Here is a 26,713-nt window from a genome sequence, read left to right on the forward strand (position 1 = left end):
CTTCAACCCGCGCCGTTTCAGGCCTGGCCGCTTCAACCCGCGCCGCTTCAACCCGCGTCATGATGCCACCAGCGGATGTGATGACGCCACCATCGGGTGGGTAAGCGCCTGCTCCAGCGCCTCGTCACATCCCTGATGCTGACGAACCACATCGCCGATCACCACCACCGCCGGAGACGTACACCGTGCCAGTCCGGCGGCCGTCACAGCGCCGCCAAGAGTGGAAATGGTGGTCCGCTGCTCCGGGCTGTACCCCTTCTCCACAATGGCCACGGGAACGATCGAAGCCATGCCGGCACGGCGCAGCCCCGACGTCAGGTGCGGCAGCGTTCCCACGCCCATCAGCACCACGATGGTGCCGCCCAGACCGGCCAGCGACTCAAGCTCGCGCTCGGTCAGGGGCGCGTGTCCCGACACCACGGTGAACGCGTGTGCCACGCCGCGCTGGGTCACCGGGATCCCCGCGGCAGCCGGCACGGCGATCGAACTGCTGATCCCCGGCACAGTGGACACGGGAATGTCCGCGGCCCGACAGCTGGCCACTTCCTCGCCGCCGCGGCCAAACACAAAGGGGTCTCCACCCTTGAGCCGCACCACGGTGAGCCCCTGCTGGGCCTTCGAAACCAGCAGCTTCTCAATGTTGGCCTGGCTCACCGGATGGTTGCCCGGCGTCTTTCCGACGTCGATCAGTTCAGCACCCGGCGCCAGCGCGGCGAGGTTGCGGTACGGGGCAAGGCGGTCAAAGAGTACGACGTCGGCCTCCCGCAGCGCGTCCAGCGCCCGCACCGTGAGCAGGTCCTCCACTCCTGGGCCACCACCCACCAGAGTCACCCGTCCGCCCGGGGCGGCCGGTTCCTCGACGGACACGGGGATGCCGAGATCCCGGCAGGACGCCGTCAGCGGCGCCCACGCGCCGTCGTCGTTCGCTTGGTTACCAACAATGACCGCCAGAGACACGCCGCGCAGCAGCCGCGGAGTGACGGCATCGGGAGATTCGATGCAGCGCACGACGGCGCCGGCCGCGTTCCAGCGCCGGATTACCCGGCGGGATTCCACGGGGACTCCCGCGATCAGCACGTGCAGCCCTGTGACATCGAGCGACATCTGCATGGTTACTTCACCCCTTCCTGTGTGGCGAGGTCCGCCGGTGTGGCGGGGCCGGCCCGCATCGGGATTCCCGCGCCCAGCAGGACGGGCCCGCTGCCGTCGGCGGACGCAGCGCGTTCCTCCTGCGTTGCCGGGCGGATCTGGCCACGTTCGGGAACATTGGCGATCCACTCGTCTTTTTCATGTGGTGCATTAACAAACGAACGGAACCGGCGGAGGCGTTCCGGGTCCTTCAGGGTTGCGGCCCATTCGTCCTCGTAATTGTCGATGTGGCGGGCCATGGCAGCTTCCAAATCTGCGGCGATGCCCAGTGAATCATTCACCACCACATCCTCAACGTGCAACAGACCGCCGTCCAGCTCGCCCTGCCACGCAGCGGTGCGTTGCAGGCGATCGGCGGTGCGGATGTAATACATCAGGTAGCGGTCGATGTACCTGATCAGGGTGTTGTCGTCCAAGTCCTTGGCCAGCAGCTGAGCGTGGACGGGGGTGGCGCCGCCGTTGCCACCGACGTACAGGTTCCAGCCGTCCGAGGTAGCGATGATGCCCACATCCTTACCCCGGGCCTCGGCGCATTCGCGGGCGCAGCCGGAAACGCCGAACTTGAGCTTGTGCGGGCTGCGCAGTCCGCGGTAGCGCAGTTCCAGGTGGATGGCCATGGCCACGGAATCCTGCACCCCGAATCTGCACCAGGTGGAGCCTACGCAGGATTTCACCGTGCGCAGGCTCTTCCCATAGGCCTGGCCGGACTCAAAGCCAGCGTTGACCAGGATTTTCCAGATCTCCGGCAGCTCCTCCAACCTGGCACCAAACATATCGATGCGTTGACCGCCGGTGATCTTGGTATACAAATTATAGTCCTGCGCCACTTTCGCGATGACGCCGAGCTTTTCGGGGGTGATTTCACCGCCCGGAATGCGGGGGACCACCGAGTAGGTTCCGTTCTTCTGCATGTTGGCCAGCGCGCGGTCGTTGGTGTCCTGCAGGATCCCGCGACCGCCGTCGAGCACGTATTCAGCCCGCTGGGAGGCAAGGATGGAACCTACCACCGGCTTGCAGATATCGCAGCCCGTGGATCCGGTTCCAAAGCGCTCCAGAATGCCTTCGAAACTGTCCAGTTCAAGTACCCGGACGGCCTCAAAGAGCTCCGGCCGGGACATGGCGAAGTGCTCGCACAACGCCTTGGATACCTCGATACCGCTCTTGGTCAGCTCGCCCTCAAGGAGCTTCTTCAGCATCGGGACGCAGGAGCCGCAGCCCGTTCCGGCCTTGGTGCAGCTTTTCAGCGGGGTGAGTTCGCGGACCGGTTCGCTGCCCTCGCAGGTACCGCAACCGCCCACGGCGTCCCGGATGGACCCGGCGGAGACGTTGTTGCAAGAGCAGAGGATGGCGTCGTCGGGCAGTTCGGTGTCCGGGGCATCGCCGCCGGCCGCGGAGAGGTACGCGCCGGGCTCGGCGGACAGTTCGCGGCCCAGCAGTGGCCTCAGCGCAGTGTACGGCGAGGCATCACCAACAAAGATTCCGCCGAGCAGTGTCTTGGCGTCATCGGTGACCACCAGCTTCTGGTAGAGGCCGCGGGCCGGGTCAGCATAGACAATTTCGAGGCTGTGCTCGGTCTTGGCGAAGGCGTCGCCGAAGCTGGCCACCTCCACGCCGGAGAGCTTGAGCTTGGTGGCGGTGTCGAAGCCAGGGAAGGTTGCGGTGCCGCCGTGCAGCCGGTCGGCAACAATCTCCGCCATGGTGTTGGCCGGCGCCACCAGGCCCAGGCACATGCCGTCGAAGCAGGCCACCTCGCCGATCGCCCAAATGTGTTTGTCTTCCGTTGCGCACGCATCATCGATCACGACGCCGCCGCGCGGCCCCATGGTCATGCCGGCGTCGCGGGGGAGTTCGTCGCGTGCGCGGACGCCGATGGCAACGACTACAAGGTCTGCGGCGATGTTGCGGCCGTCCGCCATGTCCACCCCGGTGACCTGTCCGTCCTCGGTGGCGAAGCCGGAGGGGAAGACTCCGCCGTGGACCTCGACGCCCTTCGCGGTGATCAATCGGTCGAGGGCGGTTCCGGCGCCCTGATCCAGTTGGGTGTTCATCAGCCATTCGGCGCCGTTGATGACCGCGGCATTGGCGCCGAGCGTCTGCATGCCGCCGGCTGCCTCGAGTCCCAGGAGTCCGCCGCCAATCACGACGGCGTTGATGGTCCTGCCCTTCTCGGCGGTCAGCCGGGTGACTTCGGCGCGGAGGGTGCGGACGTCGTCGACCGTTCGGTACACATGCACGACCTCCGCACCGGCGATCGGCAGCCGGGCGGCGATTGAACCGGTGGCGAGGACCAACTGGTCATAACCGTGGGTGTCTCCTGCCGCCGTCGTGACCGTTCTGGTGGCGCGGTCCACGCTGACGGCGCGTGAGCCGGAAGCCAGCGTGATGGAGGGGTGCTCCCACATGGTGGCGTCGCCAAGCGTGAGGTCCACGTCCGCGGTCAGCGCCTGGCTGAGGGCAACGCGGTCATACGGCAGCCAGGTTTCCTCGGTGAGGACGGTGACGTGGAAGCCGTCGAGGCCGCGGGACCACATTGCTTCGACGAACCGGTGGGCGGCGGGACCGCCGCCAACAACGAGGATCTGCTGTGTATTCATGTACTCAACGTTAGGGATGCGCAGTTGCCCCCTCGTTTCGCTTATGTAAACGAAGATTAACTTTGCCTTCACCATGCCAGGGACCACCGGTGAGGTGCCTTTTACGTATCGGCAACACAACCCGAGTGTTGGTGTAACGCCGCACTCGTAGCGTCGAAGCAACGCCAAATACCAGTCGATACAGGGGAACCACCATGACTTTGCAGCTTGACCACGTGCCCGAGACCGGGTCTGTACGCAGCGAGACCGCCGGCACCTGGTATCCGATCTGCCGTCTGGACGATCTGGAGATCTGCTGGGGTGAAGCGGCTCTGGTCCATGGCCGTCAGGTTGCGCTGTTCCGGGTGGATTCCCTGACGGTGCTGGCGGTGTCCCACCGGGATCCTGTGAGCGGCTCACAGGTGATGGCACGCGGGATTGTCGGATCCAAGGGGCAGCGGTTTACGATCACTTCTCCGCTGCACAAGGAAATCTACTTCCTTGACTCGGGGGAGCCCGTGGCTGGAAACGGCGTGGCGCTGCGTAGCTTTCCGGTGAGGGTGGTTGACGGCGTCGTCGAGGTATTGGTTTAGCTGCGTTAAAGGCCGAGCGACTCCTCCACGTCACGCAGCACTGCGTCGAGCCGGGCCCGGGCGTTGTCCTTCGCCTCAGCCAGGAGTGCGGCCGAGTCGACCGGCTCCACCACCTCCAGATAACACTTCAACTTGGGCTCGGTACCGCTGGGGCGAATGATCACCCTCGTCTCGTCGCGGGTGACATAGAGGAGAGCATCGGTTGGCGGAAGGGAATCGCCCAGCAGCAGATCCTCCACCACGTCCACCGGGGACCCCGCAAAGGACTGTGGCGGCGACTCCCGCAGCCGGTTCATCATGGCGCCGAGCAACCCCAGGCTACCCACCCGAACGGACAGCTGGTCTCCGGCATGCAGACCGTGCACCAGTGCCAGTTCATCGAGCAGGTCAAACAGTGTTTTACCGGCCGCCTTGGTTGCCGCCGCAAGCTCGGCAACCAGCAGGCCAGCGGACATTCCGTCCTTGTCCCGCACCAGCTCCGGCGCCACGCAGTAGCCGAGCGCTTCCTCGTACCCGTAGGCCAGATCGGGCACACGCGAGATCCACTTGAACCCGGTGAGCGTCTGCACCGGCGTGATGCCCGCGGCCAAAGCGATGCGCCCCAGCAGCCGCGAGGAGACAATCGAGTTCGCAAAGACCCCGGGGCCTCGTCCCGCCAAGTGAACACCGAGCAGCGCACCGGTTTCATCACCGCGAAGCATCCGCCACTCGCCCGTTGCCGGGTCCTTGGCGGCGACGGCGACCCTGTCGGCATCCGGATCGTTGGCGAGCACCAGGTCAGCGTCATGTTCGACGGCAGCTTCGAATGCGAGGTCCAATGCCCCGGGTTCCTCCGGGTTGGGAAAATCGACGGTGGGAAACAGAGGATCGGGTTCTGCCTGCGCGGCGACCACCCGGACATCCTCGAAGCCCGCAGCGGACAGCACCGACACCGCGGTCCGGCCCCCCACACCGTGCAGGGGAGTAAGGACAATGCGCAGGCCCCGGTCCGGGTACGCGGACCGGTCTGACAGTGCGGCCACGGAGGAAACGTAGTCCTGTTCAATGCTTTCCGGCAGCACGGCCCAGCCTGCCGAAGCCATCTCAATGTGGTCCACCGTGGCAATGTGGGCGGCGATGGAGACATCATGCGGCGCAACAATCTGCACTCCGCGGGCCTCCGGTTCAACTGCCTGCCCGCCGAGGTAGACCTTGTAGCCGTTGTCCTGCGGAGGGTTGTGGCTGGCCGTCACCATGACTCCCACCTCACACTTCAGGGCGCGCACCGCGTAGGCGAGGATCGGTGTGGGCAGTTCGGACGGCATCAGGAACGTCTCGATACCGGCTGCCGTAAAGATCGCGGCGGTCTCCTCGGCGAAAATGCGCGAGTTGCGCCGGGCATCAAAGCCGACGACCGCGCGGGGCACGTACGTGCCTCCAGCCAGGTCCAGCGCGTGTGCGGCAACTCCTGCCGCAGCCCGGCGGACCACCACGCGGTTCATCCGGTTGGGACCTGCGCCCAGCGCGGCACGCAGCCCGGCCGTACCGAAAAGCAGCGGCCCACTGAAGCGATCATCAAGGTCCTGACATGCGGAGGCCTGGCCACCGTCGTCGTTCCCGGCTTTCATGATCAGGTCGGTGAGTTCCGCCGCCGTCTCCGGATCCGGATCCGCGGCCGCCCAATCGCGGGCCTGAATCAACAGGTCTGTGTTCAACGGGTCCATCTCAGAGCCTGCCGATAATGTCGGCGAGCAGCCGGGAGATCCTCGGCCCGGCAGCCTGCCCGGCTTCGATCACTTCGGCGTGGCTGAGCGGAACCGGGCTGATTCCTGCGGCGAGGTTGGTCACGAGAGACATGCCAAAGACCTCCATGCCGGCGTGCCGGGCCGCGATGGCCTCCAGCGCAGTGGACATCCCCACCAGGTCCGCGCCGATCCGCTTGGCGTACTGCACTTCCGCCGGCGTTTCGTAGTGCGGGCCGGTGAACTGGGCGTAGACACCCTCTTCGAGGGTTGGGTCCACCTCGCGGGCGAGTGCGCGGAGGCGGGAGGAATACAGATCGGTCAGGTCCACAAAGGTGGCTCCCTCAAGCGGCGACGTCGCCGTGAGGTTCAGATGATCGCTGATCAGCACCGGTGTGCCGGGCAGCCAGTGCTCCTGCAATCCGCCGCAGCCGTTGGTGAGGACCATGGTCTTGACGCCGGCGGCCGCGGCGGTCCGCACCCCATGGACGACGGCGCGGACGCCCTTGCCCTCGTAATAGTGCGTGCGCGCTCCGAGCACCAGGGCTCGTTTACCGGAGGAGGTCAGGACCGACCGCACGGTGCCAACATGGCCCACCACTGTGGGTGCCAAAAAGCCAGGAATGTCGGCGGCGTTCAGGGTGTGCGTGGTCTCACCGATGAGCTCAGCCGCCTCACCCCAGCCTGATCCAAGCACCAGGGCAATGTCATGGGTTTCAACGCCGGTGGCGCGGGCTATATGGTCTGCGGCGCTTTGCGCGAGTTTAAACGGGGCTTCATCAATCACCGCTCCAACTTACCCCCAGTTCTCCGGCCGGTTCCACCGCGGAGCCTGTTTGAGGAGGCATACCCGATACGACACAATGGCAGGTGTGAATAATCAACTCGACTTCAGCGCGCTCCGGATTGCCATACTGGGCGGAGGTCCCGGCGGCTACGAAGCGGCAATGGTTGCGGCCTCGCTGGGAGCCGACGTCACTGTTGTTGAGCGGAACGGGCTTGGCGGCTCAGCGGTGCTGACCGACGTCGTGCCCTCCAAGACCCTGATTGCCACCGCAGACACCATGGACCGTGTTGGCAATGCACACAACCTGGGCGTGAAGTTTGAGGATTCCGCGCCGGCCTACGCAGACCTGGGCCAGGTCAACCAGCGGCTGCTGGACCTGGCACTCAGCCAGTCCGCTGACATCTCCACCGCCCTGGAGCGGGCCGGTGTGAAGATCATCATTGGCGAGGGACGGCTGCTGGACAATCACCGGCTGGCCGTGGAGTCGGAATCGGGCAGTACCACCGTCGAAGCGGATGCAATTCTGCTCGCGGTCGGAGCGCATCCCCGCGAACTGCCCACCGCCAAGCCCGACGGCAAGCGGATCTTCAACTGGATCCAGATCTACAATCTGACCGAGGTCCCGGAGCACCTGATTGTGATTGGTTCGGGTGTCACCGGAGCGGAGTTCGCGTCGGCCTACAACGGGCTTGGCTCGAAGGTCACCCTGATATCCAGCCGTGATCGCGTGCTGCCGGGAGAGGACGTGGACGCCGCCGAGGTCCTGGAGAATGTCTTCCGTGAGCGCGGCATGACGGTTCTTTCACGGTCACGGGCCGACGGCGTGGTCAACACCGGGGACGGCGTGCAGGTCACCCTGTCCGATGGACGTACGGTGGATGGCAGCCACTGTCTCGTTGCGGTGGGGTCCATCCCCAACACGGCCGACATCGGGTTGGAGGATGCCGGCGTGTTCGTGGAGGAATCCGGCCACATCAAGGTGGACGGCGTCTCCCGCACCACGGCTGCCAATGTCTACGCCGCGGGAGATTGCACGGGGGTGCTCGCGTTGGCCTCGGTGGCGGCGATGCAGGGCCGGATTGCCATTGCGCACCTTCTCGGGGACAGCGTCACGCCATTGAAGCTCAAGCAGGTGGCATCGAACATCTTCACCGCGCCGGAGATCGCATCGGTGGGAGTGTCCCAGGCGGACGTCGAATCCGGCCATTACCAGGGCGACATTTTCAAGCTCTCACTGCACACCAACGCGCGGGCCAAGATGATGAACGTCAAGGACGGTTTCGTGAAGATCATCTCCCGCAAGGGCTCGGGCACGGTGATCGGCGGTGTGGTGGTGGCGCCGCGAGCGTCGGAGCTCATTTTCCCGCTGGCGCTCGCCGTGACCAAGAAGCTGCACGTGGATGATGTTGCCAACACTTTCACCATCTATCCGTCGCTCACCGGATCCATTTCCGAAGCAGCGCGCCGGCTGCACGTGCACCTCTGACGAGCAACTCTCACACCTCAGACGCATCGACTCTCCCCAAATGGACCTTCTCAGGGCGAAAACAGGGTTCAGAACGTCCATTTTGGGAGAGTCGATGCGTGGGGTGTGGGGAATCGTGGCGATGCGGGGGCTCAAAGCTGGGCGGCAGGAACCTTCTGGAAGTGCTCCTCGATGATCGTGCGGATGTCGCCGTGACAGCCGCCGCAGCCGGTGCCCGCCCGGGTCGACGCCGAAACCTCCGCCACCGTTGAACACCCCACCACCGCCGCCTGTTCAATGCTGCCCCGGCTCACACCGGCGCATCGGCACACGGTGTCTGCGGGATCGCTCGCGGCAGCAGAAGGCAGCGAATCGGCGCCGTCCAGCCGCAGCAGGCTCGAACGGTCAGCCGGAAGCTCGCTGCCACGCTCGAAGAGCAGTACCAGTTCCGCGGCGGTGCGCGGCATACCCACGCACACCAGGCCAACAAGCACTCCATCCCTGGTCACCATTTTGACGTAGCGCCCGTGCTGCGGATCCGCCCAGAGTGCAACGGCTGTGCCGTTCCGGTGGGCGGTCCACAGGTCCGCCGTGGTGTCCCCGGCGACGACGGCGTCGACTCCGCGCGCCTTCAGCATCACCACGGGCTGTGTGTCGGTCGCTGAAGGCACCAACACCGACGACGACGGCGCGCAGCCGGTCCCAGCGAGGGAACCAGTGAAGTGTCCAGCCAGCCACTCGGCCTGCCGCCACCCCGGCCCAATCAGACCCGACGGCGTTGTGTCTGAGGCACAGGACGGACACGAAGCGCACCGCACCTCGGCGCAGTCCCCGATGGCCCAGATGAACTCGTCATGGTGCGCCTGCAGGGAGTGGTCCACCAGGATGCCTGTGGCCACCGGGAGACCGGCACCCTCGGCGAGTTCAGTCCGCGGGCGCACGCCGCAGGACAGGAGCAGCAGATCGCCGGAGACCAGCCGGCCGTCATCCATCCGCAGCGCGGTGAACCGCTCACCATGTGAGAGCTCAAGACCCACCGCCTTGGCCCCGGACACCAGACGGACGCCGTGCTGCCGGAGCGCTGCGGCAAGCACCTGGCCGCCGCCGTCGTCAATCATCCGTGCGAGCGGATACCCACCGTGGTGCACCACGGTGACCCGTGCGCCTTCCTCGGCAGCAGCCAGCGCTGCCTCAAGGCCAAGGATGCCGCCGCCCAGCACCACCACGTCGCCACGGCGGCGAACAACGTCCTCAAGCGTGCGGGCATCGGCCAGGTCACGCAGCGTGGTGACGCCGAGGGGGAGGGCAGGCTGCAGCGGATCGGGGTTGAGACCGGCCAGATACGGAATGACCGGCCGGGCACCCGTGGCAAGGACCAGACGGTCATAATGGCAGGTGGAACCGTCGGACAGGTGAATCAACCGCCGTGCCCGGTCAATGCGCAGGACGGTACAGGTCAGCCGAACGTCGGCGCCCAGCGCTTCGAGGTGGGCCCGATCGCTGAGTGAGATTGCCTGCGCCGAGGCCCGGCCCACTCCAACATCCGCCACAAGCACCCGGTTGTAGGCCGGATCGGGCTCCGCGCCGATCACCGTTAGCTGCGCGGCGCCGGAGGCGAGCACCGGCTCCAGCAGGTCGATGAACCGGGCTGCCACGGGCCCAAAACCCACCACAATAATCTGCTCGGTCATACCGCCACCGCTCTTTCGATCGAACGCACCCGCACCCAGACCCGGGTGGTCTTGAATTCCGGCATGCCGGAGACGGGGTCAGTGTCCGACGACGTCACGAGGTTTGCATTCCCGGCACCCGGAAAGTGGAACGGAAGAAAGACGGTGTCGGGCCGGACAGCGGCGGTGAGAAGTGCCCGTGCGGCAACCACACCGCGGCAGTTACCCACCTCGACCTCCGCACCATCAAGGACGCCCAGACCTGCCGCAGTGACCGGATGGATCTGTAGCTGTTGCACGGACGTCGTGGTGAGGAGGTCATCAACGCGGCGGGTCTGTGTTCCCGATTGATAGTGCTCCAGCAGCCGCCCCGTAGCGAGCGCAAGCGTGCCGTCTCCTGGCGTGTGAAGCGGTGCGGACACTGCGTGGAGGACGGCCCGGCCGTCGTCGTGCGCAAAGCGGTCCAGAAAGAGCCGTGGCGTCCCACCCGAGCCGGCCGGGTAGGGCCAGTAGGCGGCCGCGCCGGAATCGAGCAGCGGATAGTCGATGCCCGAGTAGTCCGCGATCCCGCCCGCGCTCGCCGCACGGAGTTCGGTAAACACCGTTTCGGGGTCCTCACTGAACGACGACGGCGCGTCCAGCAGGTCCGCCAGCCGCGACATGATCCACAGTTCGCTCCGGGCACCGGTGGGCGGCTGCACCGCGGCGCGCCTGCGGAGAACGCGGCCTTCAAGATTGGTCATGGTGCCTTCTTCCTCGGCCCATTGGAGGACGGGAAGAATCAGGTCAGCTTCGGCAGCAGTTTCCGATCGAAAGAAGTCGCACACCACCAGGAAGTCGAGCCTGCGCAGGCCGTCAATCACTGAGGAGGCATTCGGCGCCGACACCGCAACGTTTGCCCCGTGGACAAAGAGGCAGCGCACACCGTCCGGCTGCCCCAGGGAGGCAAGGAGTTCGACGGCGGGAAGTCCCGGACCCGGGATGGCCTCCTCGGGCACGCCCCAGACTTTTGCCACGTGTTTCCGAGCCGCCGGATCGGTGATCTTCCGGTAGCCGGGCAGTTGATCGGCCTTTTGACCGTGTTCACGGCCGCCCTGCCCATTGCCCTGGCCGGTCAGTGTGCCGTATCCGTTGCGGGGGCTTCCGGGAAGGCCCAGCAGCAGCGCGAGGTTGATCGCCGCGGTGGCGGTGTCTGTTCCATTGACGTGCTGCTCGACGCCGCGTCCGGTGAGAATGTAGGATCCGCCGGGCTCCGCAAGGCGACGGGCGGTCTCCCGAACCAGTTGGGCGGGCACCCCCGTCACGGACTGGACCCGTTCCGGCCACCAGGGCGCCACGCTGCGGGCAACAGCCGAGTAGCCCCGGGTACGGGCCTGAATGTACTCCTGGTCTGCGAGACCCTCCATGATCACCACATGGGCCAGCCCCAGCAGCAGCGCGAGATCGGTGCCCGGCGTCGGCTGAAGGTGGATGCCGCGGCCCTGGGACGTGAGCTCCGCCGTCGCTGACCTTCGCGGGTCAACCACAATCAACCCGCCGGCGTCCCTCGCGGCCTGCAGATGCTGGACAAAGGGCGGCATGGTGTCAGCGGTGTTGGAGCCGAGCATCAGGATGGTGCCGGCGGAGCCCAGGTCTTCAAGGGGGAACGGCAGCCCGCGGTCCAGTCCGAAAGCGCGGTTGCCTGCAGCAGCAGCCGAGGACATGCAGAACCGGCCGTTGTAGTCGATCCGCGAGGTTCCGAGCGCCAGCCGCGCAAACTTTCCCAGCTGGTACGCCTTCTCATTGGTGAGTCCACCACCGCCGAACACGCCGATGGAATCGGCGCCGTACCGGGCGCGCGAAACGAGCACTTTGTCCCGGATGAGCTCCAGCGCCTGGTCCCAGCTGATCGGGTGGTGAGCGCCGTCGTCGTCCCTTAACAACGGTTCGGTGACGCGGTCCGGATGCCGCAGCAGGTCCGCCGATGTCCATCCCTTGCGGCACAGTCCGCCACGGTTGGTGGGGAACTCGCGGCCTGTAACCTCCGGCGATCCGCTCCCGGACGGTGTGAGGGTCATGGCGCACTGCAAGGCGCAGTAGGGGCAGTGCGTTGCGGTGCCGCTCATGCTAGACCCGTCCCACCGAGGAAGGGCTTCGGCGGAGGTAAAAGAACCAGGTGACGAGAAGCATCAGGGCGTAGGCCGTGACAAACCCGTAGAACGCCGCATCATAGGTACCCGTGGCGCTCTTGGACGCGTTCAGCATCTGCGGCACCACAAACCCGCCGTAGGCGCCGATCGCTGAGATCAGGCCCAGTGCAGCCGCGGCCTTGCGGCCTGTGCTCACCTGGCCGTCCTCTTTCCCGCGCAGCGCAAAAATCATGGGGATCATGCGGTAGGTGGAGCCGTTGCCGGCGCCCGCCGCGGCGAAGAGCACCAGGAACAGCCCGAGGAACAGCCAGAAGTTCGACGCCGGCAGTGTCCAGACCACGGCGAGTGCGGCGAGTGCCATGACGGCGAAAGCGGCGACGGTGATGCGGGCGCCGCCCCAGCGGTCGGCGAGACGTCCACCATAAGGCCGAGCGAGTGAACCCACCAGGGGGCCGAGGAACGCGAGGGAGAGCGCCGCGGGGCCCAGTGCGAAGGTGGAGAATTCGGGAAACGAGTCGAGGATCAGCTTCGGGAAGACGCCTGAGAAGCCGATGAACGAGCCGAAAGTGCCGATGTACAGGAACGCCATAACCCACAGGTGCGGTTCGCGGAGTGCGGCCAACGAGCCTGCGAGGTCCGACTTGGCGCTGGAAAGGTTGTCCATATACTTCCAGGCGCCAAATGCGGCCACCAGGATCAATGGAATCCAGATCCAGCCGGCCAGCGGCAGGTTCAGTGTGGCCGCGGCTCCGGCAGCGATCACCAGCGGAACAACCAACTGCGCGACGGCGGCACCAAGGTTTCCGCCGGCAGCATTCAGTCCCAGCGCCCAGCCCTTTTCACGCGCCGGATAGAAGAAGGTGATGTTGGCCATGGAGCTGGCAAAGTTGCCGCCGCCAAAGCCGGCCAGTGCCGCTACGCCCAGCATCACGCCGAAGGGCGTGTCCGGGGTGGAGACGCAGAGTGCCAGACCAACCGAGGGGATGAGGAGGAGCAGGGCGGAGATGACTGTCCAGTTGCGTCCGCCGAATCTGGGGACCATGAAGGTGTAGGGAATGCGGAGGGTTGCGCCCACCAGGCTGGGCATCGAGATCAGCCAGAAAATTTCCGGGGTGGTGAAGTTGAACCCCGCCGCCGGCAGGTACACCACAACGATTGACCATAGCTGCCACACCACAAAGCCGAGGAACTCGCAGGCTATGGACCACCGGAGATTACGGCGGGCAATGCCGCGTCCCGTGGACTCCCACTGGGCCTGGTCTTCCGGGTTCCAGTTCGCGATCCAGCGTCCGGGCCGGTGCTGAAGGGCGGCTGCGGACTCCTGGGTGACTGTGCGATCAACGCTCATGAGGAGCCTTTCAGTTCAAGGGGCAGTACGGCAACGTTATGGTTTGCGCATTTCGGGGGGTGTCAGGGAATGTAAACGCGGTGTGACATCCGGCTATCCGCGGTGGGCGAGAGCGGTTACCTTCATGTCGTTTCTTTTGCCACCGCGGCCTGAGTCCACGATGCGGACCGGTTATCCACTATCCGGACGCCGGTGGTGAGATGTGAGGACTATCATGATTGGACGCCGCCGCAACGCTCTTTCATCCCCGGCCGGCAATCTACAGAAAGCCTCAGGCATGTCATCCTCACCATCCCCGGCCGTCGACGCGGGTTCAGCAAAGCCGCTGAACCCCAAGGGCCGCGTTATCTTCGCCAGCCTTATCGGCACCACCATCGAGTTCTACGACTTCTATATCTATGCGACGGCCGCGGTGCTGGTCTTCCCCGCACTGTTCTTTCCCAACTCCGATCCCGCCACGGCACTGCTCCAGTCCTTTGCGGTGTTTGGCGTTGCCTTTGTCGCCCGTCCGCTGGGTTCCATCATCTTTGGCCACTTCGGCGACCGGATCGGCCGGAAGGGAACGCTTGTCGCCTCCCTGCTGACCATGGGAGTTGCAACCTTCCTGATCGGCGTGCTGCCCACGGCACAGGTGCCCGGATGGACCTTCCTGGCTCCGGCGCTCCTGGTGCTGCTCCGGTTCTTCCAGGGAATTGCCCTGGGTGGTGAGTGGAGCGGTGCTGCCCTCCTGGCAACCGAGAACGCACCGAAGAACAAGCGCGCCGTCTATGGAACCTTTCCGCAGCTGGGCGCACCGATCGGGTTCATCCTGGCGAATCTGCTCTTCGTCTACCTCAACTCGGCCCTCTCCAACGAGGATTTCCTTGCCTGGGGCTGGCGGGTACCCTTCATCGCGAGCGCGGTGCTGGTCATTGTTGGTCTCTACGTGCGGCTCAAGCTGATCGAAAGCCATACCTTCCAGCAGGTGCTGGACAAGGGGAAAGTGGTGAAGGTTCCGCTGGCAAGCGTGTTCACCCGGCAGTGGAAGCCGTTGCTGCTCGGTACGTTCATCATGTTCGCCACCTATGTGCTGTTCTACCTGATGACCTCATTTACCCTGTCCTTCGGCACCACACCGGCCACAGTTGAGGACGCCGCAGCGGCTGCGGAGGCTGCAGGGCGGTCGTTCAGCGCTGAGGCAGCAGCAACCTTTGTGCCAGGGCTGGGCATCCCGCGCGGGGACTTCCTCTGGATGCTGATCGTCGGCGTGGTGTTCTTCGGAATCTTCACTCTGGTGTCCGGGCCGCTGGCAGAGAAGTTTGGCCGCCGGAAAATGCTCCTGGCGGTCACCGTCGGCATCGCGGTGTTTGGGCTGACCTGGGTGCCCCTGTTTGGTGCGGGGGCAACCGGGGCCATGGCGTTGCTGATTATCGGTTTCATCCTGATGGGCCTCACCTTTGGCCCTATGGCGTCGATTCTTCCGGAGCTGTTTCCCGCCAACGTGAGGTACACGGGATCGGCTGTGGCTTATAACCTGTCGAGCGTGATTGGCGCCGCCCCGGCGTCGTTTGTTGCCATCGCTCTGTGGCAGGTTGCCGATGGAAGCACGCTTCTGGTGGGGCTGTATCTCAGCGCCGCGGCTGCGCTCACCTTCGCGGCTTTGTGGCTTTCCAAGGAGACCCGCGACAACGATTATGAGAACGACATCGGCTGAGCCGACAAGTGTGGAAGGGCGGCGTGGCACCTGCGGGGGCCGCGCCGTCGTCGTACCCGCAGACATCATGATTTTCACAAGCTTTGGCACGGCGGTCCAGCGTAGAATTAGCCAGATTCAACTTCAGCGGAAGCAGTGGCATGAGCCAGGAAACACTTGCAGGCGGGCGCTACGTCCTCGACAGGATAGTGGGCGCGGGCGGGATGGCTGACGTCTACCGGGCGCGGGATACCCGTCTTGGCCGCGACGTGGCAGTGAAGCTTTTTCGGCCGGGATCCGCGGAAGGGGTGGAGCGGGGATCGGGGGAGGCCCGGATGCTTGCGGGGCTGCACCATCCTGGTCTGGTGCGGGTTCTTGATATGGACACCGAAGCAGCGATTGTGGGACCCACCTACCTGGTGATGGAGTACGTGAAGGGACCAGACCTGGGCGCCCTGTTGCGGGAGGGGCCGTTGTCCCCCGGCGAAGTGCACACGATCGGCTGGGATTTGGCGAGAACGCTTGATTACATTCACGGACGAGGGATTGTGCACCGGGACATTAAGCCGTCCAATATGCTCACCCGCTGCGGTGAGGCAACTGATGGAATGTTCAGCTATCTGCTCACCGACTTTGGTATTGCCCGGTTTTTTGAAAGCAGCCGGCTGACAGCCACCGGAAGCCTGATCGGTACCGCCACCTACTTCAGTCCGGAGCAGGCGCGCGGCGAGACCGTGGGTGCGCCCACAGATATCTACGCCCTGGGACTGGTGCTGATCGAATGTCTGTCCGGCAAGCCGGCATACCCAGGGTCAGGCCTTGAGAGCGCACTGGCGCGGTTGAGCAGGCAGCCCTCGGTTCCTGAGACGGCCGGGCCGGCCTGGCAGGCTCTGATTACCGCGATGACCAACGAAAGGCCGCAGGACAGGCCCACAGCAGGCGAGGTTGACAGGGCGCTTTCCGCGATGGATCGGGAGCCGGCAGGCCAGACCCAGGTCCTGCAGCAGCAGGCGGCCCTGACTACGGTCATCGTCTCGGGCGGTGCAAGCAATCAGGAGCAGTCCACGCAACTCGCAGACCGGCCGCGCATCGCAGTCCCCTCGGCACCGTTTACGGAGCCAGGTTTTTCCCCTACTCAGCCGTCACCGTCCGTCGAACAGGCCACGTCCTCGGCGTGGTCGGATTCCGGAAGGTCCTGGGACCTCAAGCCCGTTGCCACCCCAAGGCCGCGTCTGTTTCCGGATGACATCCCGAATGACGGGGCTCGTGCGGGAAAGAGAAGGTACCGCACACTGATCTTTGCTGCCTTGGCGTTGCTTCTCCTAGCGGTTGCGGCGGTGGTCATTGTTGGACTGATCAGCGGGGCCTGGTCGGAACCCGAGCCTCTGCCCGCAGTTCCCGGTACCACGGGCGAGCTGCTGGATCGGCTCTACGAAAGCGTGCGGCCATGAAAACTTCCGTCCCACAATGGTTGGCGGCCGCAGCGTTGACCGCTGTGCTGACCGGTTGTTCGGCGCCTGCGATCCAGGACGGCGCATCGGATCGCTTTCAGGACACGGTCAGGGAAATCGCGCAACGTACCTCTGCGGGGGACAGCCTGGGCGCTGCCGTTCTGGCCAATCGTCTGAAAGAAGAGGTCAGGGTTGCAGCGGATCAGGGCGAGGTGACCTCCGGACGGGCATCTCTGATTCAGGAGAATATCGATTCGGTGCTGTCGGCCCTTGAGCCGGAGCCGGTGCCTGCCCCGTTGCCGTCGCCGTTGCCGTTGCCGTCGCCGTTGCCGTCGCCGTCGCCGTCGCCGTCGCCGTTGCCGTCGCCGGAACCGTCTACTCCGCCCGAGTCTCCGGTGCCGACCCAGTCTCCTTCGCTGTCAGAGTCTCCTGCGCCGCCCCAGCCTCCTGCGCCGTTGCCGATTCCGGCCACACCGGATGACAACGGCGGCGACGGCGGGACCGATCAGGACAACAGCGACAGCGGCCCGGGTAACAGCGATGACAAGGACGACGATTCGGACGACGACGATTCCGACGCCGACGACAGCAGCGGCAACGGACGCGGCCGCGGCCGCGGAGGCGACAACGACGACGGCTGAGCCGGCCGGCGGCTGGGTGCCTTGATGTTCGGTACCTCGGTGTTAGCTACCTCTGTGTTCGGTACCTCTGTGTTCGGTACCTCTGTGTTTGCTAACCGATCGCAGCGATGACTGCGCCCGCGGACACGGTGTCGCCGGGTTCTGCAGTCAGACGGGAAAGTGTTCCGGATTTGTGTGCGGTGAGCGGCTGCTCCATCTTCATGGCTTCGAGGACCACAATCAGGTCACCTTCGGAGACGGTGTCCCCGTCCTTGACCGCCACCTTGACGATTGTTCCCTGCATGGGGGACGTGAGCTCATCTCCGCCCGCTGCCGTTGCGGGGCCCCCGCGGACGCGTGACTTCTTGGGCTTTGTGCCGGCTGAGTTTTTGCTCCTGCCCGCTCCGAGTCCCGCGGGCAGAACTACTTCCAGCCGTTTGCCGCCCACCTCCACTGTGACTCGCTGCCGCTCGCCGTCGTCGTCGTTCTCCATCGCGGCCTGTGGCTCCCAGGGAGCGATGGTGTTTTCAAACTCTGTCTCAATCCAGCGTGTGTGTACGCGGAAGGCGCCCTCTGCAGGGGCGAAGGCGGGATCGACGACGACGGCGGCGTGGAAGGGCAGCACCGTCGGCATTCCATCGATTTCCATTTCATCCAATGCCCGGCGCGAGCGTTCGAGGGCTTGTTGGCGGGTGGCGCCGGTGACGATGAGTTTGGCCAGCATGGAATCGAAATTGCCGCCGATCACCTCGCCGGCCTCGATGCCGGAGTCAACGCGGACGCCGGGACCGGTGGGAAGCTTTAATGTCTGGACTGTGCCTGGGGCGGGCATGAAATTGCGGCCGGCATCTTCGCCGTTGATGCGGAATTCGAAGGAATGTCCGCGGACTTCAGGGTCCCCGTAGCCAAGCTCCTCACCGCGGGCGAGCCGGAACTGTTCGCGGACCAGGTCGATTCCGGTGACCTCCTCGGAGACAGGATGCTCAACCTGGAGGCGGGTGTTGACCTCAAGGAAGGAGATGGTGCCATCCTGTCCAACGAGGAATTCGCAGGTTCCGGCGCCTTGGTAGTGGGCTGCCTTGAGGATGGCTTTGGAAGCTTCATAAAGTTTGGTGTTCTGTTCGTCAGTGAGGAACGGGGCGGGTGCCTCTTCGACCAGTTTCTGGTTGCGCCGCTGGAGGGAGCAGTCGCGGGTGGACACCACCACCACGTTGCCGTGTGCATCCGCCAGACACTGCGTCTCCACGTGACGGGGGGCGTCGAGGAATCGTTCTACAAAGCATTCGCCGCGGCCGAAGGCGGCTACGGCTTCCCGGACTGCGGATTCGTAGGATTCCGGAATTTCATCTTGGTTGCGGACAACCTTGATGCCGCGGCCACCACCGCCGTAGGCAGCTTTGATGGCGAGGGGCAGTCCGTGGCTGTCGGCGAAATCGACGACTTCCTGGACGGAGGAGACCGGGTCTTTGGTTCCGGGGACCAGCGGGGCGCCAACCTGTTCCGCGATGTGGCGGGCCTGTACTTTGTCGCCTAGTTTGGCGATCGCGGCCGGTGGTGGGCCAATCCAGGTGATGCCGGCGTCGATGACCAGCTGTGCAAATTCGGCGTTCTCAGAGAGGAAACCGTAGCCCGGGTGGATTGCATCGGCTCCGCTTCGCTGTGCGGCCTCGATGATGCGGTCCATCATCAGGTAGGACTCGGCTGCGGTGTTGCCGCCCAGGGCGAAGGCCTCGTCGGCGAGCCGGACATGCAGGGCATCGCGGTCGGGTTCGGCGTAGACGGCAACGGAGACGATGCCTTCGTCCCGTGCAGCCCTGATGATCCGGACGGCGATTTCGCCGCGGTTGGCGACAAGTACCTTGGTGACTGACGAAGGTACAGCAGCGGGAATCGGCTCGCTCATAGTGTGGTTTGGCTCCTTTTGGTCTGTTTGGGAGCCTAGCGCGCTTTTGTTGTTACTGCCCATAAACCATGCGGATAGGTCGTGTCGAAGGGCTTCTTTTTGTAGGGAAGCTACAAAAGACTCTGATCCCGGGTGGCGGGTCCCGGGGGTCGACCGAATGTGCCACTCCGCTGGTCGACCAAAGCCGTTCGCGGCTGCCCGCATCCACCTGCCAGCGTCCACCTGCCCGCGTCCACCTGTCCGCGTCCACCTGTCCGCGTCCACCTGTCCGCGTCCACCTGCCCGCATCCACCTGCCAGCGTCCACCTGCCCGCGTCCACCTGTCGCGGCGGTTGCTGTGAGGCACAATAGATTCGAATACGTGTTCGGGTAATAATGTCAGAGCAGGGTGATGGACTGTAGTCATGGAATCAGCACAGGGCTTCGACGCACCCCACCAAGGGTTGACGTCGGTGTGGGAGGGGTCGGCTGCGCCCGCCCCGGCGGGTCCGCGTGGTTCGGTCCATTTGCTGCCGGTGCACCGGATGGAGCTCTCCGGAGCGGTGGACGCACTGGTGCTGGTGGAGGAGCTGAAATCCTGGGCCGAGGCGCAGACCGTGAAACTCACCGACCGTATCCGCGAACTCATCGCCCACGAAATCGAGGAACACGCCGACGCCCCTCGCTCCCACGGTGCGGCCGTCAGCGCCGCTGCCGGTGTCGGTGCGGGTGTGAGCGCTAGCACAGCTGCAGGTGCCAGCGCTAGCGCCGCTGCAGGTGTTGGTGGTGGTGCGGGTGTGCGGCAGCGGGCGGCTGAGCGGGATGAGTTGGCGGTCTCCGTGACGGCAGCGGAAATCGGTGCGGCGCTGCGGTTGCCGCACGGCACTGCCCGGACCCTGGTGGAACGCAGCAGACTGCTGCTGGGCCCCTTCGCCCGCACCCTGGGCTCGTTGGAGGCAGGGAAACTCTCATGGCGGCATACGGTGACAGTGCTGGAGGAATCCCTCGGCGTACCAAGGGAGGCGCAGCAGGAATTCGAAGAAAAGCTGCTAGCCGTAGCCGAACACACCACCGTCGCGCAGCTGAACCGGCGGGCACGCAGACTCCGCGAACGGGCCCATCCGGAATCGATTACCGCACGCAAAGCCAAAGCCGTCAAAGACCGCGGCGTCACCGTGGACTCCGACCAGGACGGGATGGCATGGCTGAATGCGTATCTACCCGCGGAACAGGCCCTCGGAATCTACAACCGGGTCGATGCCGCCGCCAGGAAACTCCAGTGTCCCGACGAGCCCCGGACACTGTCCCAGCTCCGTGCCGACGTCTTCACTGATGTTCTCACCCATACCTGTACCGGAGACCCGACACAGGGCACCGGCCACCGCGGCATCGCAGCCACAGTCTTCGTCACAGTCCCTGCACTCACACTCCTTGGCAGACACAAAGCCGGCTGCACCAAGAAACCCAGAACCAGCAACAGCAACAGCAACAGCGCAGCCGGCAACAGCGGCAGTGCAGATTCCCCAGCTGGCGCGATATGTGAATGCGGCGGGATCGACGGCGTCTCCGATCTGGAGGCCTGCGCACCCGGTTTGCTGGACGGTTACATTCCGATCGATCCGGAAACAGCCCGCATGCTCGCCGGCCACGCCGCGTCGTTCACCCGAATCCTCACCCACCCCGAAACCGGGGCAGTGCTCAGCGTCGGACGCGATTCCTACCGCCCGCCGAAACACCTGCAAAATTGGGCCAGACTCAACAACCCCACCTGCATCCACCCCGGCTGCAACAGATCATCCTGGTGCTGCGACCTCGACCACACCACCCCCTGGGCCAACGGCGGACACACCGCGCTCTGCAACCTCAAGCCCAGATGCAAATTCCACCACATGCTCAAAACCGAGAACTTCTGGAAAGACCAACAAATTGAACCGGGCCTGATTCAATCCACATCACTCGCCGGAAAAACCTACACCACCCTCCCCGAACCACCCCCACCCTTCTAAAGCGAGACGGGTCGGCGAAACCCTCGCCGTGAGGTGACTTCATGGACACAGTTGTGCAGTTGTGCTGTTGTGCAGTGGTGCGCTGGTGGATTCACCGTGAGTTCCCTGTCACGCCGTCGAGGGCTGGTTCCAAAAATCGGTCACACTCAAACCGGCCTTTTGTAAGAGCTCCCGCAACGTCGAAACACTCAGCCCCACCACGGCATGCGGATCACCATCCACCCGCGTGATGAAGGCGCCGCCCAAGCCGTCGATCGTAAAGGATCCAGCACAGTTCAGAGGCTCACCCGTCGCAACATACGCGGCAATCTCCGCCTCCGTCATCTCCGCAAAATGCACTGTAGCGGACGCAACAGCGCCCGCACCACAGGCCACGTCCTGGCTTGGATCCCAGCCCGCCCCAGTGCCACCACCCGCACCAACACCAGTGCCGCCGTCGTGCCCGTCACGCGCGTCAATCAACCAATGACCGGTATGCAAAACCCCCGACGAACCGGACATCCGCCCAATCCGCTCCCGCGCTACCGATGGCTCATACGGCTTGCCATGTGCCTCGCTGTCGAACTCGAAGATCGAATCACAACCGATCACCAACGCTCCCTGCGCGTCAGGCAGAGCAGCCACCGACTCCGCCTTGGCCCGCGCAAGAAGCAACGCTGTATCACCTGGACCAGGCGTGCCGCTCCGCACCGTGACTTCGTCCTCATCCACATCCGAAACGATCACAGTGTGTTGGATCCCGGCCTCGGCAAGGAGCTTGGTTCGAGCGGGCGAAGCGGACGCAAGGATAAGGCGCAGAGTCATCCACTCAGTTTAAACGGCAACGGGACGTGGCAAACTACTTGCCACGTCCCGTCACGTAAAAGCGCTGGAACCTAAGCCCTCGCGCCGGTCAACTCAGCATCAACAACCGGCTCCGTTGACGGGGTGTCGTCCACGAACGGATCGCCCGTGCGCTTGGCGTTGTACAGATCATGGTCGAGAATGCCTTCCCTCTTGGCCACAATGGTTGGAATGAGCGCCTGACCAGCCACATTCACGGCAGTGCGGCCCATATCGAGAATCGGATCAACAGCAAGCAGCAGACCCACGCCGGCAAGCGGCAGTCCCAAGGTGGAGAGCGTGAGCGTCAGCATGACGACGGCGCCGGTGGTACCGGCAGTTGCCGCGGAGCCAAGGACTGAAACCATTGCAATGAGCAGGTACTGCCCAAAGTCCAACTGGATTCCAAAGAACTGAGCCACAAAGATGGCAGCAATGGCCGGGTAGATCGCCGCGCAGCCGTCCATCTTAGTGGTCGCGCCCAGCGGCACCGCAAACGATGCATAACCGCGGGGAACGCCGAGATTACGCTCGGTCACCCGCTGGGTCAGGGGCAGTGTGCCGACAGATGAGCGCGACACGAAAGCCAGCTGGATAGCAGGCCAGGCACCGGAGAAATACTGCTTCACCGACAGGCCATGAGCCCTGATCAGGATCGGATACACGGCAAACAACACCAGCGCCAAGCCAACGTAGATAGCCACCGTGAACTTGCCCAACGCACCGATGGTGTCCCAACCATAGACCGCCACAGCGTTGCCGATCAGGCCCACCGTGCCGAGCGGCGCAATGCGGATGATCCACCACAGCACCTTCTGGATGACAGCAAGTGCGGACGCGTTGAAGTTCAGGAACGGTTCAGCCGGCTTGCCCACCTTCAGCGCGGCGATACCGACGGCGACGGCGACAACAAGAACCTGCAGCACGTTGAAGCTCAGCCCGGTTGAGATGTCTCCGGCGTCGTCAAGACTGGAGGAAGCCTCAAGTCCAAGGAAGTTGGCAGGAATCAGGCCGCCCAGGAACGCCCACCAGTCGCCCGTGCCGCCGGTGTAATCGTCGCCGGTGGCGTTGCTGTTGGCGCCGGGCTGGAAGATTGCTCCGAGGCCCATACCGATCGACACGGCAATGAGCGCCGTGATGCCAAACCAGAGCAACGTCTGCCCGGCAAGTCGTGCGGCATTGTTGACGGCACGGAGGTTGGTGATGGAGCTGACAACCGCCGTGAAAATCAGCGGAACAACTGCAGCACGGAGAAGGTCGACATAGCTGGAACCGATGGTGGCGAGTGTTGCGCCAAGAGCTGTAGGGGTTTCCTCCGTATGGCCCGTGTACTTGGCAATGAGGCCAAGGCCAAGGCCAACGATGAGTGCGGCAATGATCTGCGGCCCAAAGGATGTTACCCATGTGGGCAGACGGGTGCGGGTGCTGGTTTCTGAAGTCACTAGAAAACCTTAGGTCGATGCTTATAGCAAGAGGCGGGCAAGTTGCGAAATGTTACAACCCAACCCTGTGGCGCGGTATTCTTTTCCCCTGAAATTCCGCGCCACAGCATCGTTGTGTGAAGTTATTCCCGCTTAGCCTGTGAGCAACCTCAAGCCGACCAACCTCAAGCCGACCAACCTCAAGCCGACCAACCTCAAGCCGACCAATCTCAAGCCAGAAGTGCCCGGCGAAGAGTGTCCAGACCCACCGAGCCCAGGTTCAGAGACCGTGTGTGGAATTCGCGCAGGTCGAAACTGTCTCCCGCGGTCAATTTCACCTCGTCGCGGATCTGCTCCCACAGGCGTTGACCGATCTTGTACGACGGCGCCTGACCTGGCCAGCCCAGGTAGCGGTTGAACTCAAAGTTCAACTGGCCCTCGCTGATGGAGATGTTCTTCCGAAGGAACTCGTACCCCTTATTCGGTGTCCAGGTCCCGGAGCCCCACTGTGAAGGAATCTCCAGTTCAAGATGCACGCCGATGTCAAAGACCACACGTGCAGCGCGCATGCGCTGAGCATCGAGCATCCCAAGGCGGTCACCCGGATCGTTGAGGTACCCAAGCTCCTGCATCAAACGTTCGGCATACAGTGCCCAGCCTTCGCCATGCCCAGAAACCCAGACTGCATTCCGCCGCCACGAGTTCAGGAGCGCACGCTGGTAGGTGGCGGTGGCAACCTGCAGGTGGTGGCCCGGAACACCCTCATGATAGACAGTGGTGGTTTCCTTCCAGGTGGTAAAGGAGTCCTCACCCTCCGGCACGGACCACCACATACGGCCTGGCCTGGAGAAATCATCGCTGGGCCCGGTGTAGTAGATCCCGCCCTCTTTAGTGGGTGCGATCATGCACTCAAGCTTGCGCATGATGTCGGGAATGTCGAAGTGGACGCCGGCCAATTCAGAGACGGCCTTGTCAGACAGGCCCTGCATCCAGGCCTGAAGATTGTCCGTTCCCTGCAGTTGCCGTTCGGGCGAGTCGTCCAGGATCTTGATGGCTTCCTCAATGGAGGCGCCTTCCTTGATTTCGTTCGCGACCGCAACCTGCTCGGCGATAACACGGTCCAGTTCCTCCACACCCCACTGATACGTTTCCTCAAGGTCCACGGCGGAGCCCAGGAACCGCCGTGACATCAGAGCGTAGTGCTCGCGGCCAACTGCATCCTTGTCCGGAGCGGCAGGGAGCAACTCGTTCTCCAGGAATGCGGACAGCTGGCGGTAGGCGTGCCGTGCGGCGGCCGATCCCGCAACCAACTGGGCGCGCACGGTCTCGGGCAGTTCGCCGTCGTTCATTGACGCATTCTTGACGTACTCGTCAAAGTAGCCGCCGTCTTCCGCATACTTGCCGGTTTGCTCAATGACAATGCGAACCTGGCGGACAGCCGCCACCAGACCGCGGTCCTTACCCGCGCGCAGCGAGGTGATGTAGCCGGAAAGGGCATCGGCGACATTGTGCAGCCTGCCGGCGATGTGGGTCCACTGCTCTGCTGTGTCCGTGGGCATCAGGTCGAAAATCATCCGGATTTCCTGTGCAGGGCAGGCCAGGTTGTTCAAATCCGCAAGGTTCAAACCGGTGTGGTGTATCTCGAGTTCCAGGCCCAGCCGCTCACGCATGGCATCGAGGGTGACGGCGTCAACGTCGTCGGTCGGTTCCAGATCCGCCATGCGATCAAGGGTTTCGCGGGTCGCTTCGGCAAAGGCCTCCAACCCAGCCGGGGAGTAGTCGCGGTACTCGGTTTCGTGGCCAGGCAGGCCCAATTGGGTGGCAAAGCTGGGATCAAGCTCCAGCAGGGTATCCGTATATGCATCGGCAACGGCATCGATGGCGGTCTGCGGGCGGGCCGGAGCATCGCCCTGTGCGGTCGGGTTGTCTGAGGCGGAAGTCTGATTGATCACAGCACCGAGCCTAACCTCTCCCTGTTGCCCCAGGCCACGGTCGGAGACCCTGCGGGCACCATTCGTAACCGTATTGTGGCTGCTTTGAGCTGGATATCCTGGACGCTTCCGTCTTGAGTGGAGGACAGGATTGCTTATCTGAGGGAGAAGTTATGCGTGCGTGGCTCAGGTACCCGGCGCTGGCTGTGACAGCGGTTGTGGCTCTTACAGGCTGCGGATCGGCGGCGTCACCGGAACTGTTGGCCTCGCCCGATGTGGAACGCGTCGTCGTCAGCGTCGCCGACTATCCGGACGAAGTGGAAGCATTACGCAGCTCGGCTTTCCGGCTTGGTGCAGCGATGCTGGCAGGATCCCAGGCCGAAAATCAGGTGACCAGCCCGGTCAGCGCACTGTACGCGCTGTCGATGCTTCGGGCCGGTGCGCGGACGACGACGGCGGCTGAGCTGGATGAGGTGCTCGGCTTTCCTGCCGCGAACCGGGATGAGGCGATGAACGCCCTCCTGGCGCAGTGGCAGGAGCACGACGGCGATCCCGGCTCTGTGGATGAGGAAGAACCGCCCGAACAGCCCCTGCTTCATCTGGCGAACGGATTGTTTGTCGACAACGACCTTTCGGTGAGGGAAGAGTTTCTGAACACGCTGGCCGGACACTACGGCTCGGGCATCTATCCGGTGGACTACGGCGATCCGGCAACACAGGACAAACTCGGCGCCTGGATCAGTGAGAACACCGGTGGCCGGATCGAAGAAGCTCCGGTTGAGTATGATCCCGACACGGTGCTGAGCATCATCAACACGGTCTATTTCGCAGCGGCGTGGCAGGCACCGTTCGAACCGGAGCTGACCGGGGACGGGGACTTCAACACCGCAACCGGTCCACGGCGCGTGGACATGATGCATCATGCAGTCACAGGAAACTACGCTTCCGGGGACGGGTGGCAGGCCATGGACCTGCCCTACAACAACGGTTTCGCCATGCGGTTGGTGTTGCCTGACGAAGGAGAGTCTCCGGTGATGGACGAGGCGGCTCTGGCCGCGGTAGCCGACGCGATGGCCGGTGGGACCGCTGAACTGGTGGACTTGACCCTGCCGAAATGGGACCACCACTACAAGCAGGAGGACCTCAAGACGGTGCTCAAAGACATGGGGTTGACCGAGGCCATGGGCGAGGCACCGGACTACTCCGGAATTGCGCAGGATCTATTCGTCTCCGGTGCCGCCCAGGACGCAAACATCACGGTGGCGGAGGCCGGCACAGTGGCTGCAGCCGTCACACAGATAGGAATGGAGTCCTCCGCTCCTCCTCCGCCGGAGCTCACTCTGACCTTCGACCGACCCTTTCAGTACCAGATCATCCACGTCGAAACCGGTATGCCAATCTTCCTCGGCACCGTCATGGACCCCGCACCATGAACCGCCGGACCACTCAACGACTCGCCATCCTCGCGGCTTC

The 26,713-nt window shown here is 64.1% G+C and carries 18 protein-coding genes; 7 read left to right on the plus strand and 11 right to left on the minus strand.

The features are described 5' to 3' along the window. Positions 1 to 57: 57 nt before the first annotated feature. Together cobA and nirB are read right to left on the minus strand one after the other, a co-directional pair. Entirely contained in the window at positions 58 to 1,110 is a 1,053-nt protein-coding gene (gene cobA / locus Y708_RS27090; protein ID WP_051479267.1) for a uroporphyrinogen-III C-methyltransferase, read from the minus strand. A gap of 2 nt (positions 1,111 to 1,112) precedes the next feature. After that, complete coding sequence (gene nirB, locus Y708_RS0121370) at positions 1,113 to 3,743, minus strand: nitrite reductase large subunit NirB (RefSeq protein ID WP_035777208.1); 2,631 nt, start codon at positions 3,741 to 3,743, stop codon at positions 1,113 to 1,115. 194 nt (positions 3,744 to 3,937) lie between these two features. Here nirB and nirD point away from each other — a divergent pair, with 194 nt between their 5' ends. Next, complete coding sequence (gene nirD, locus Y708_RS0121375; RefSeq protein ID WP_028281482.1) at positions 3,938 to 4,315, plus strand: nitrite reductase small subunit NirD; 378 nt, start codon at positions 3,938 to 3,940, stop codon at positions 4,313 to 4,315. A 5-nt stretch (positions 4,316 to 4,320) separates the two neighbouring features. Here the strand turns inward: nirD and Y708_RS0121380 are convergent, their stop codons facing one another. Together Y708_RS0121380 and Y708_RS0121385 are read right to left on the minus strand one after the other, a co-directional pair. Further along, a complete protein-coding gene (locus Y708_RS0121380) occupies positions 4,321 to 6,018 on the minus strand; it encodes a phospho-sugar mutase (RefSeq protein WP_028281483.1) in 1,698 nt (565 codons plus the stop codon). Position 6,019: 1 nt separating this feature from the next. Further along, positions 6,020 to 6,820, minus strand: coding sequence for a purine-nucleoside phosphorylase (locus Y708_RS0121385; RefSeq protein ID WP_028281484.1), 801 nt, complete (start codon positions 6,818 to 6,820; stop codon positions 6,020 to 6,022). Between the two features lie 79 nt (positions 6,821 to 6,899). Between Y708_RS0121385 and Y708_RS0121390 the strand changes: the two genes are divergently transcribed. Continuing rightward, positions 6,900 to 8,309, plus strand: a complete 1,410-nt coding sequence (locus Y708_RS0121390; RefSeq protein WP_035777210.1) for an NAD(P)H-quinone dehydrogenase — start codon at positions 6,900 to 6,902, stop codon at positions 8,307 to 8,309. Between the two features lie 131 nt (positions 8,310 to 8,440). Here the strand turns inward: Y708_RS0121390 and Y708_RS0121395 are convergent, their stop codons facing one another. Genes Y708_RS0121395 through Y708_RS0121405 form a run of 3 tightly spaced genes read right to left on the minus strand, consistent with a single transcriptional unit; the run spans position 8,441 to position 13,435 of the window. Continuing rightward, positions 8,441 to 9,979: an FAD-dependent oxidoreductase gene (locus tag Y708_RS0121395; protein ID WP_028281486.1), complete on the minus strand. Its 1,539-nt coding sequence runs from the start codon at positions 9,977 to 9,979 to the stop codon at positions 8,441 to 8,443. Then, entirely contained in the window at positions 9,976 to 12,063 is a 2,088-nt protein-coding gene (locus tag Y708_RS0121400; RefSeq protein ID WP_028281487.1) for a molybdopterin oxidoreductase family protein, read from the minus strand. Before Y708_RS0121400 ends, Y708_RS0121395 begins: the two co-directional genes overlap by 4 nt. Before the next feature lies 1 nt (position 12,064). After that, positions 12,065 to 13,435, minus strand: coding sequence for an MFS transporter (locus Y708_RS0121405; RefSeq protein WP_028281488.1), 1,371 nt, complete (start codon positions 13,433 to 13,435; stop codon positions 12,065 to 12,067). Positions 13,436 to 13,712: 277 nt separating this feature from the next. Between Y708_RS0121405 and Y708_RS0121410 the strand changes: the two genes are divergently transcribed. The 3 genes from Y708_RS0121410 (at position 13,713) to Y708_RS30140 (ending at position 17,199) form a co-directional block, all read left to right on the plus strand. Continuing rightward, positions 13,713 to 15,128, plus strand: a complete 1,416-nt coding sequence (locus Y708_RS0121410; RefSeq protein ID WP_028281489.1) for an MFS transporter — start codon at positions 13,713 to 13,715, stop codon at positions 15,126 to 15,128. Positions 15,129 to 15,268: 140 nt separating this feature from the next. Beyond that, entirely contained in the window at positions 15,269 to 16,558 is a 1,290-nt protein-coding gene (locus Y708_RS27095) for a serine/threonine-protein kinase (protein WP_035777211.1), read from the plus strand. Next, positions 16,555 to 17,199, plus strand: coding sequence for a hypothetical protein (locus Y708_RS30140; protein ID WP_162150513.1), 645 nt, complete (start codon positions 16,555 to 16,557; stop codon positions 17,197 to 17,199). Before Y708_RS27095 ends, Y708_RS30140 begins: the two co-directional genes overlap by 4 nt. Positions 17,200 to 17,290: 91 nt before the next feature. Here Y708_RS30140 and Y708_RS0121425 read toward each other — a convergent pair whose 3' ends face one another. Further along, positions 17,291 to 19,081, minus strand: coding sequence for an acetyl/propionyl/methylcrotonyl-CoA carboxylase subunit alpha (locus Y708_RS0121425; RefSeq protein WP_028281490.1), 1,791 nt, complete (start codon positions 19,079 to 19,081; stop codon positions 17,291 to 17,293). Between the two features lie 404 nt (positions 19,082 to 19,485). Here Y708_RS0121425 and Y708_RS0121430 point away from each other — a divergent pair, with 404 nt between their 5' ends. Further along, positions 19,486 to 21,066: an HNH endonuclease signature motif containing protein gene (locus Y708_RS0121430; RefSeq protein WP_028281491.1), complete on the plus strand. Its 1,581-nt coding sequence runs from the start codon at positions 19,486 to 19,488 to the stop codon at positions 21,064 to 21,066. A 108-nt stretch (positions 21,067 to 21,174) separates the two neighbouring features. Here the strand turns inward: Y708_RS0121430 and Y708_RS0121435 are convergent, their stop codons facing one another. From Y708_RS0121435 to Y708_RS0121445, 3 genes are all read right to left on the minus strand, one after another. Then, complete coding sequence (locus tag Y708_RS0121435) at positions 21,175 to 21,870, minus strand: Maf family protein (RefSeq protein WP_028281492.1); 696 nt, start codon at positions 21,868 to 21,870, stop codon at positions 21,175 to 21,177. Between the two features lie 71 nt (positions 21,871 to 21,941). Further along, entirely contained in the window at positions 21,942 to 23,330 is a 1,389-nt protein-coding gene (locus tag Y708_RS0121440) for a dicarboxylate/amino acid:cation symporter (protein ID WP_028281493.1), read from the minus strand. 209 nt (positions 23,331 to 23,539) lie between these two features. Next, a complete protein-coding gene (locus Y708_RS0121445) occupies positions 23,540 to 25,258 on the minus strand; it encodes a DUF885 domain-containing protein (protein WP_155853989.1) in 1,719 nt (572 codons plus the stop codon). Between the two features lie 155 nt (positions 25,259 to 25,413). Here Y708_RS0121445 and Y708_RS0121450 point away from each other — a divergent pair, with 155 nt between their 5' ends. Next, a complete protein-coding gene (locus Y708_RS0121450) occupies positions 25,414 to 26,673 on the plus strand; it encodes a serpin family protein (protein WP_028281495.1) in 1,260 nt (419 codons plus the stop codon). Positions 26,674 to 26,713: the final 40 nt, after the last annotated feature.

This window comes from Arthrobacter sp. H5, assembly GCF_000520595.1.
Taxonomy (GTDB): domain Bacteria; phylum Actinomycetota; class Actinomycetes; order Actinomycetales; family Micrococcaceae; genus Arthrobacter_D.

Excerpts from the sequence above, each read along its gene's own strand:
- Y708_RS0121380 (WP_028281483.1), bottom strand. The coding sequence starts at position 6,018 with ATGGACCCGTTGAACACAGACCTGTTGATTCAGGCCCGCGATTGGGCG.
- Y708_RS0121435 (WP_028281492.1), bottom strand. The coding sequence starts at position 21,870 with ATGACTCTGCGCCTTATCCTTGCGTCCGCTTCGCCCGCTCGAACCAAG.
- Y708_RS0121430 (WP_028281491.1), top strand. The coding sequence starts at position 19,486 with ATGGAATCAGCACAGGGCTTCGACGCACCCCACCAAGGGTTGACGTCG.
- Y708_RS0121390 (WP_035777210.1), top strand. The coding sequence starts at position 6,900 with ATGGCAGGTGTGAATAATCAACTCGACTTCAGCGCGCTCCGGATTGCC.
- Y708_RS0121395 (WP_028281486.1), bottom strand. The coding sequence starts at position 9,979 with ATGACCGAGCAGATTATTGTGGTGGGTTTTGGGCCCGTGGCAGCCCGG.
- Y708_RS30140 (WP_162150513.1), top strand. The coding sequence starts at position 16,555 with ATGAAAACTTCCGTCCCACAATGGTTGGCGGCCGCAGCGTTGACCGCT.
- Y708_RS0121400 (WP_028281487.1), bottom strand. The coding sequence starts at position 12,063 with ATGAGCGGCACCGCAACGCACTGCCCCTACTGCGCCTTGCAGTGCGCC.
- nirD (WP_028281482.1), top strand. The coding sequence starts at position 3,938 with ATGACTTTGCAGCTTGACCACGTGCCCGAGACCGGGTCTGTACGCAGC.
- Y708_RS0121425 (WP_028281490.1), bottom strand. The coding sequence starts at position 19,081 with ATGAGCGAGCCGATTCCCGCTGCTGTACCTTCGTCAGTCACCAAGGTA.
- Y708_RS0121450 (WP_028281495.1), top strand. The coding sequence starts at position 25,414 with ATGCGTGCGTGGCTCAGGTACCCGGCGCTGGCTGTGACAGCGGTTGTG.
- nirB (WP_035777208.1), bottom strand. The coding sequence starts at position 3,743 with ATGAATACACAGCAGATCCTCGTTGTTGGCGGCGGTCCCGCCGCCCAC.
- cobA (WP_051479267.1), bottom strand. The coding sequence starts at position 1,110 with ATGCAGATGTCGCTCGATGTCACAGGGCTGCACGTGCTGATCGCGGGA.
- Y708_RS0121410 (WP_028281489.1), top strand. The coding sequence starts at position 13,713 with ATGTCATCCTCACCATCCCCGGCCGTCGACGCGGGTTCAGCAAAGCCG.
- Y708_RS0121405 (WP_028281488.1), bottom strand. The coding sequence starts at position 13,435 with ATGAGCGTTGATCGCACAGTCACCCAGGAGTCCGCAGCCGCCCTTCAG.
- Y708_RS27095 (WP_035777211.1), top strand. The coding sequence starts at position 15,269 with ATGAGCCAGGAAACACTTGCAGGCGGGCGCTACGTCCTCGACAGGATA.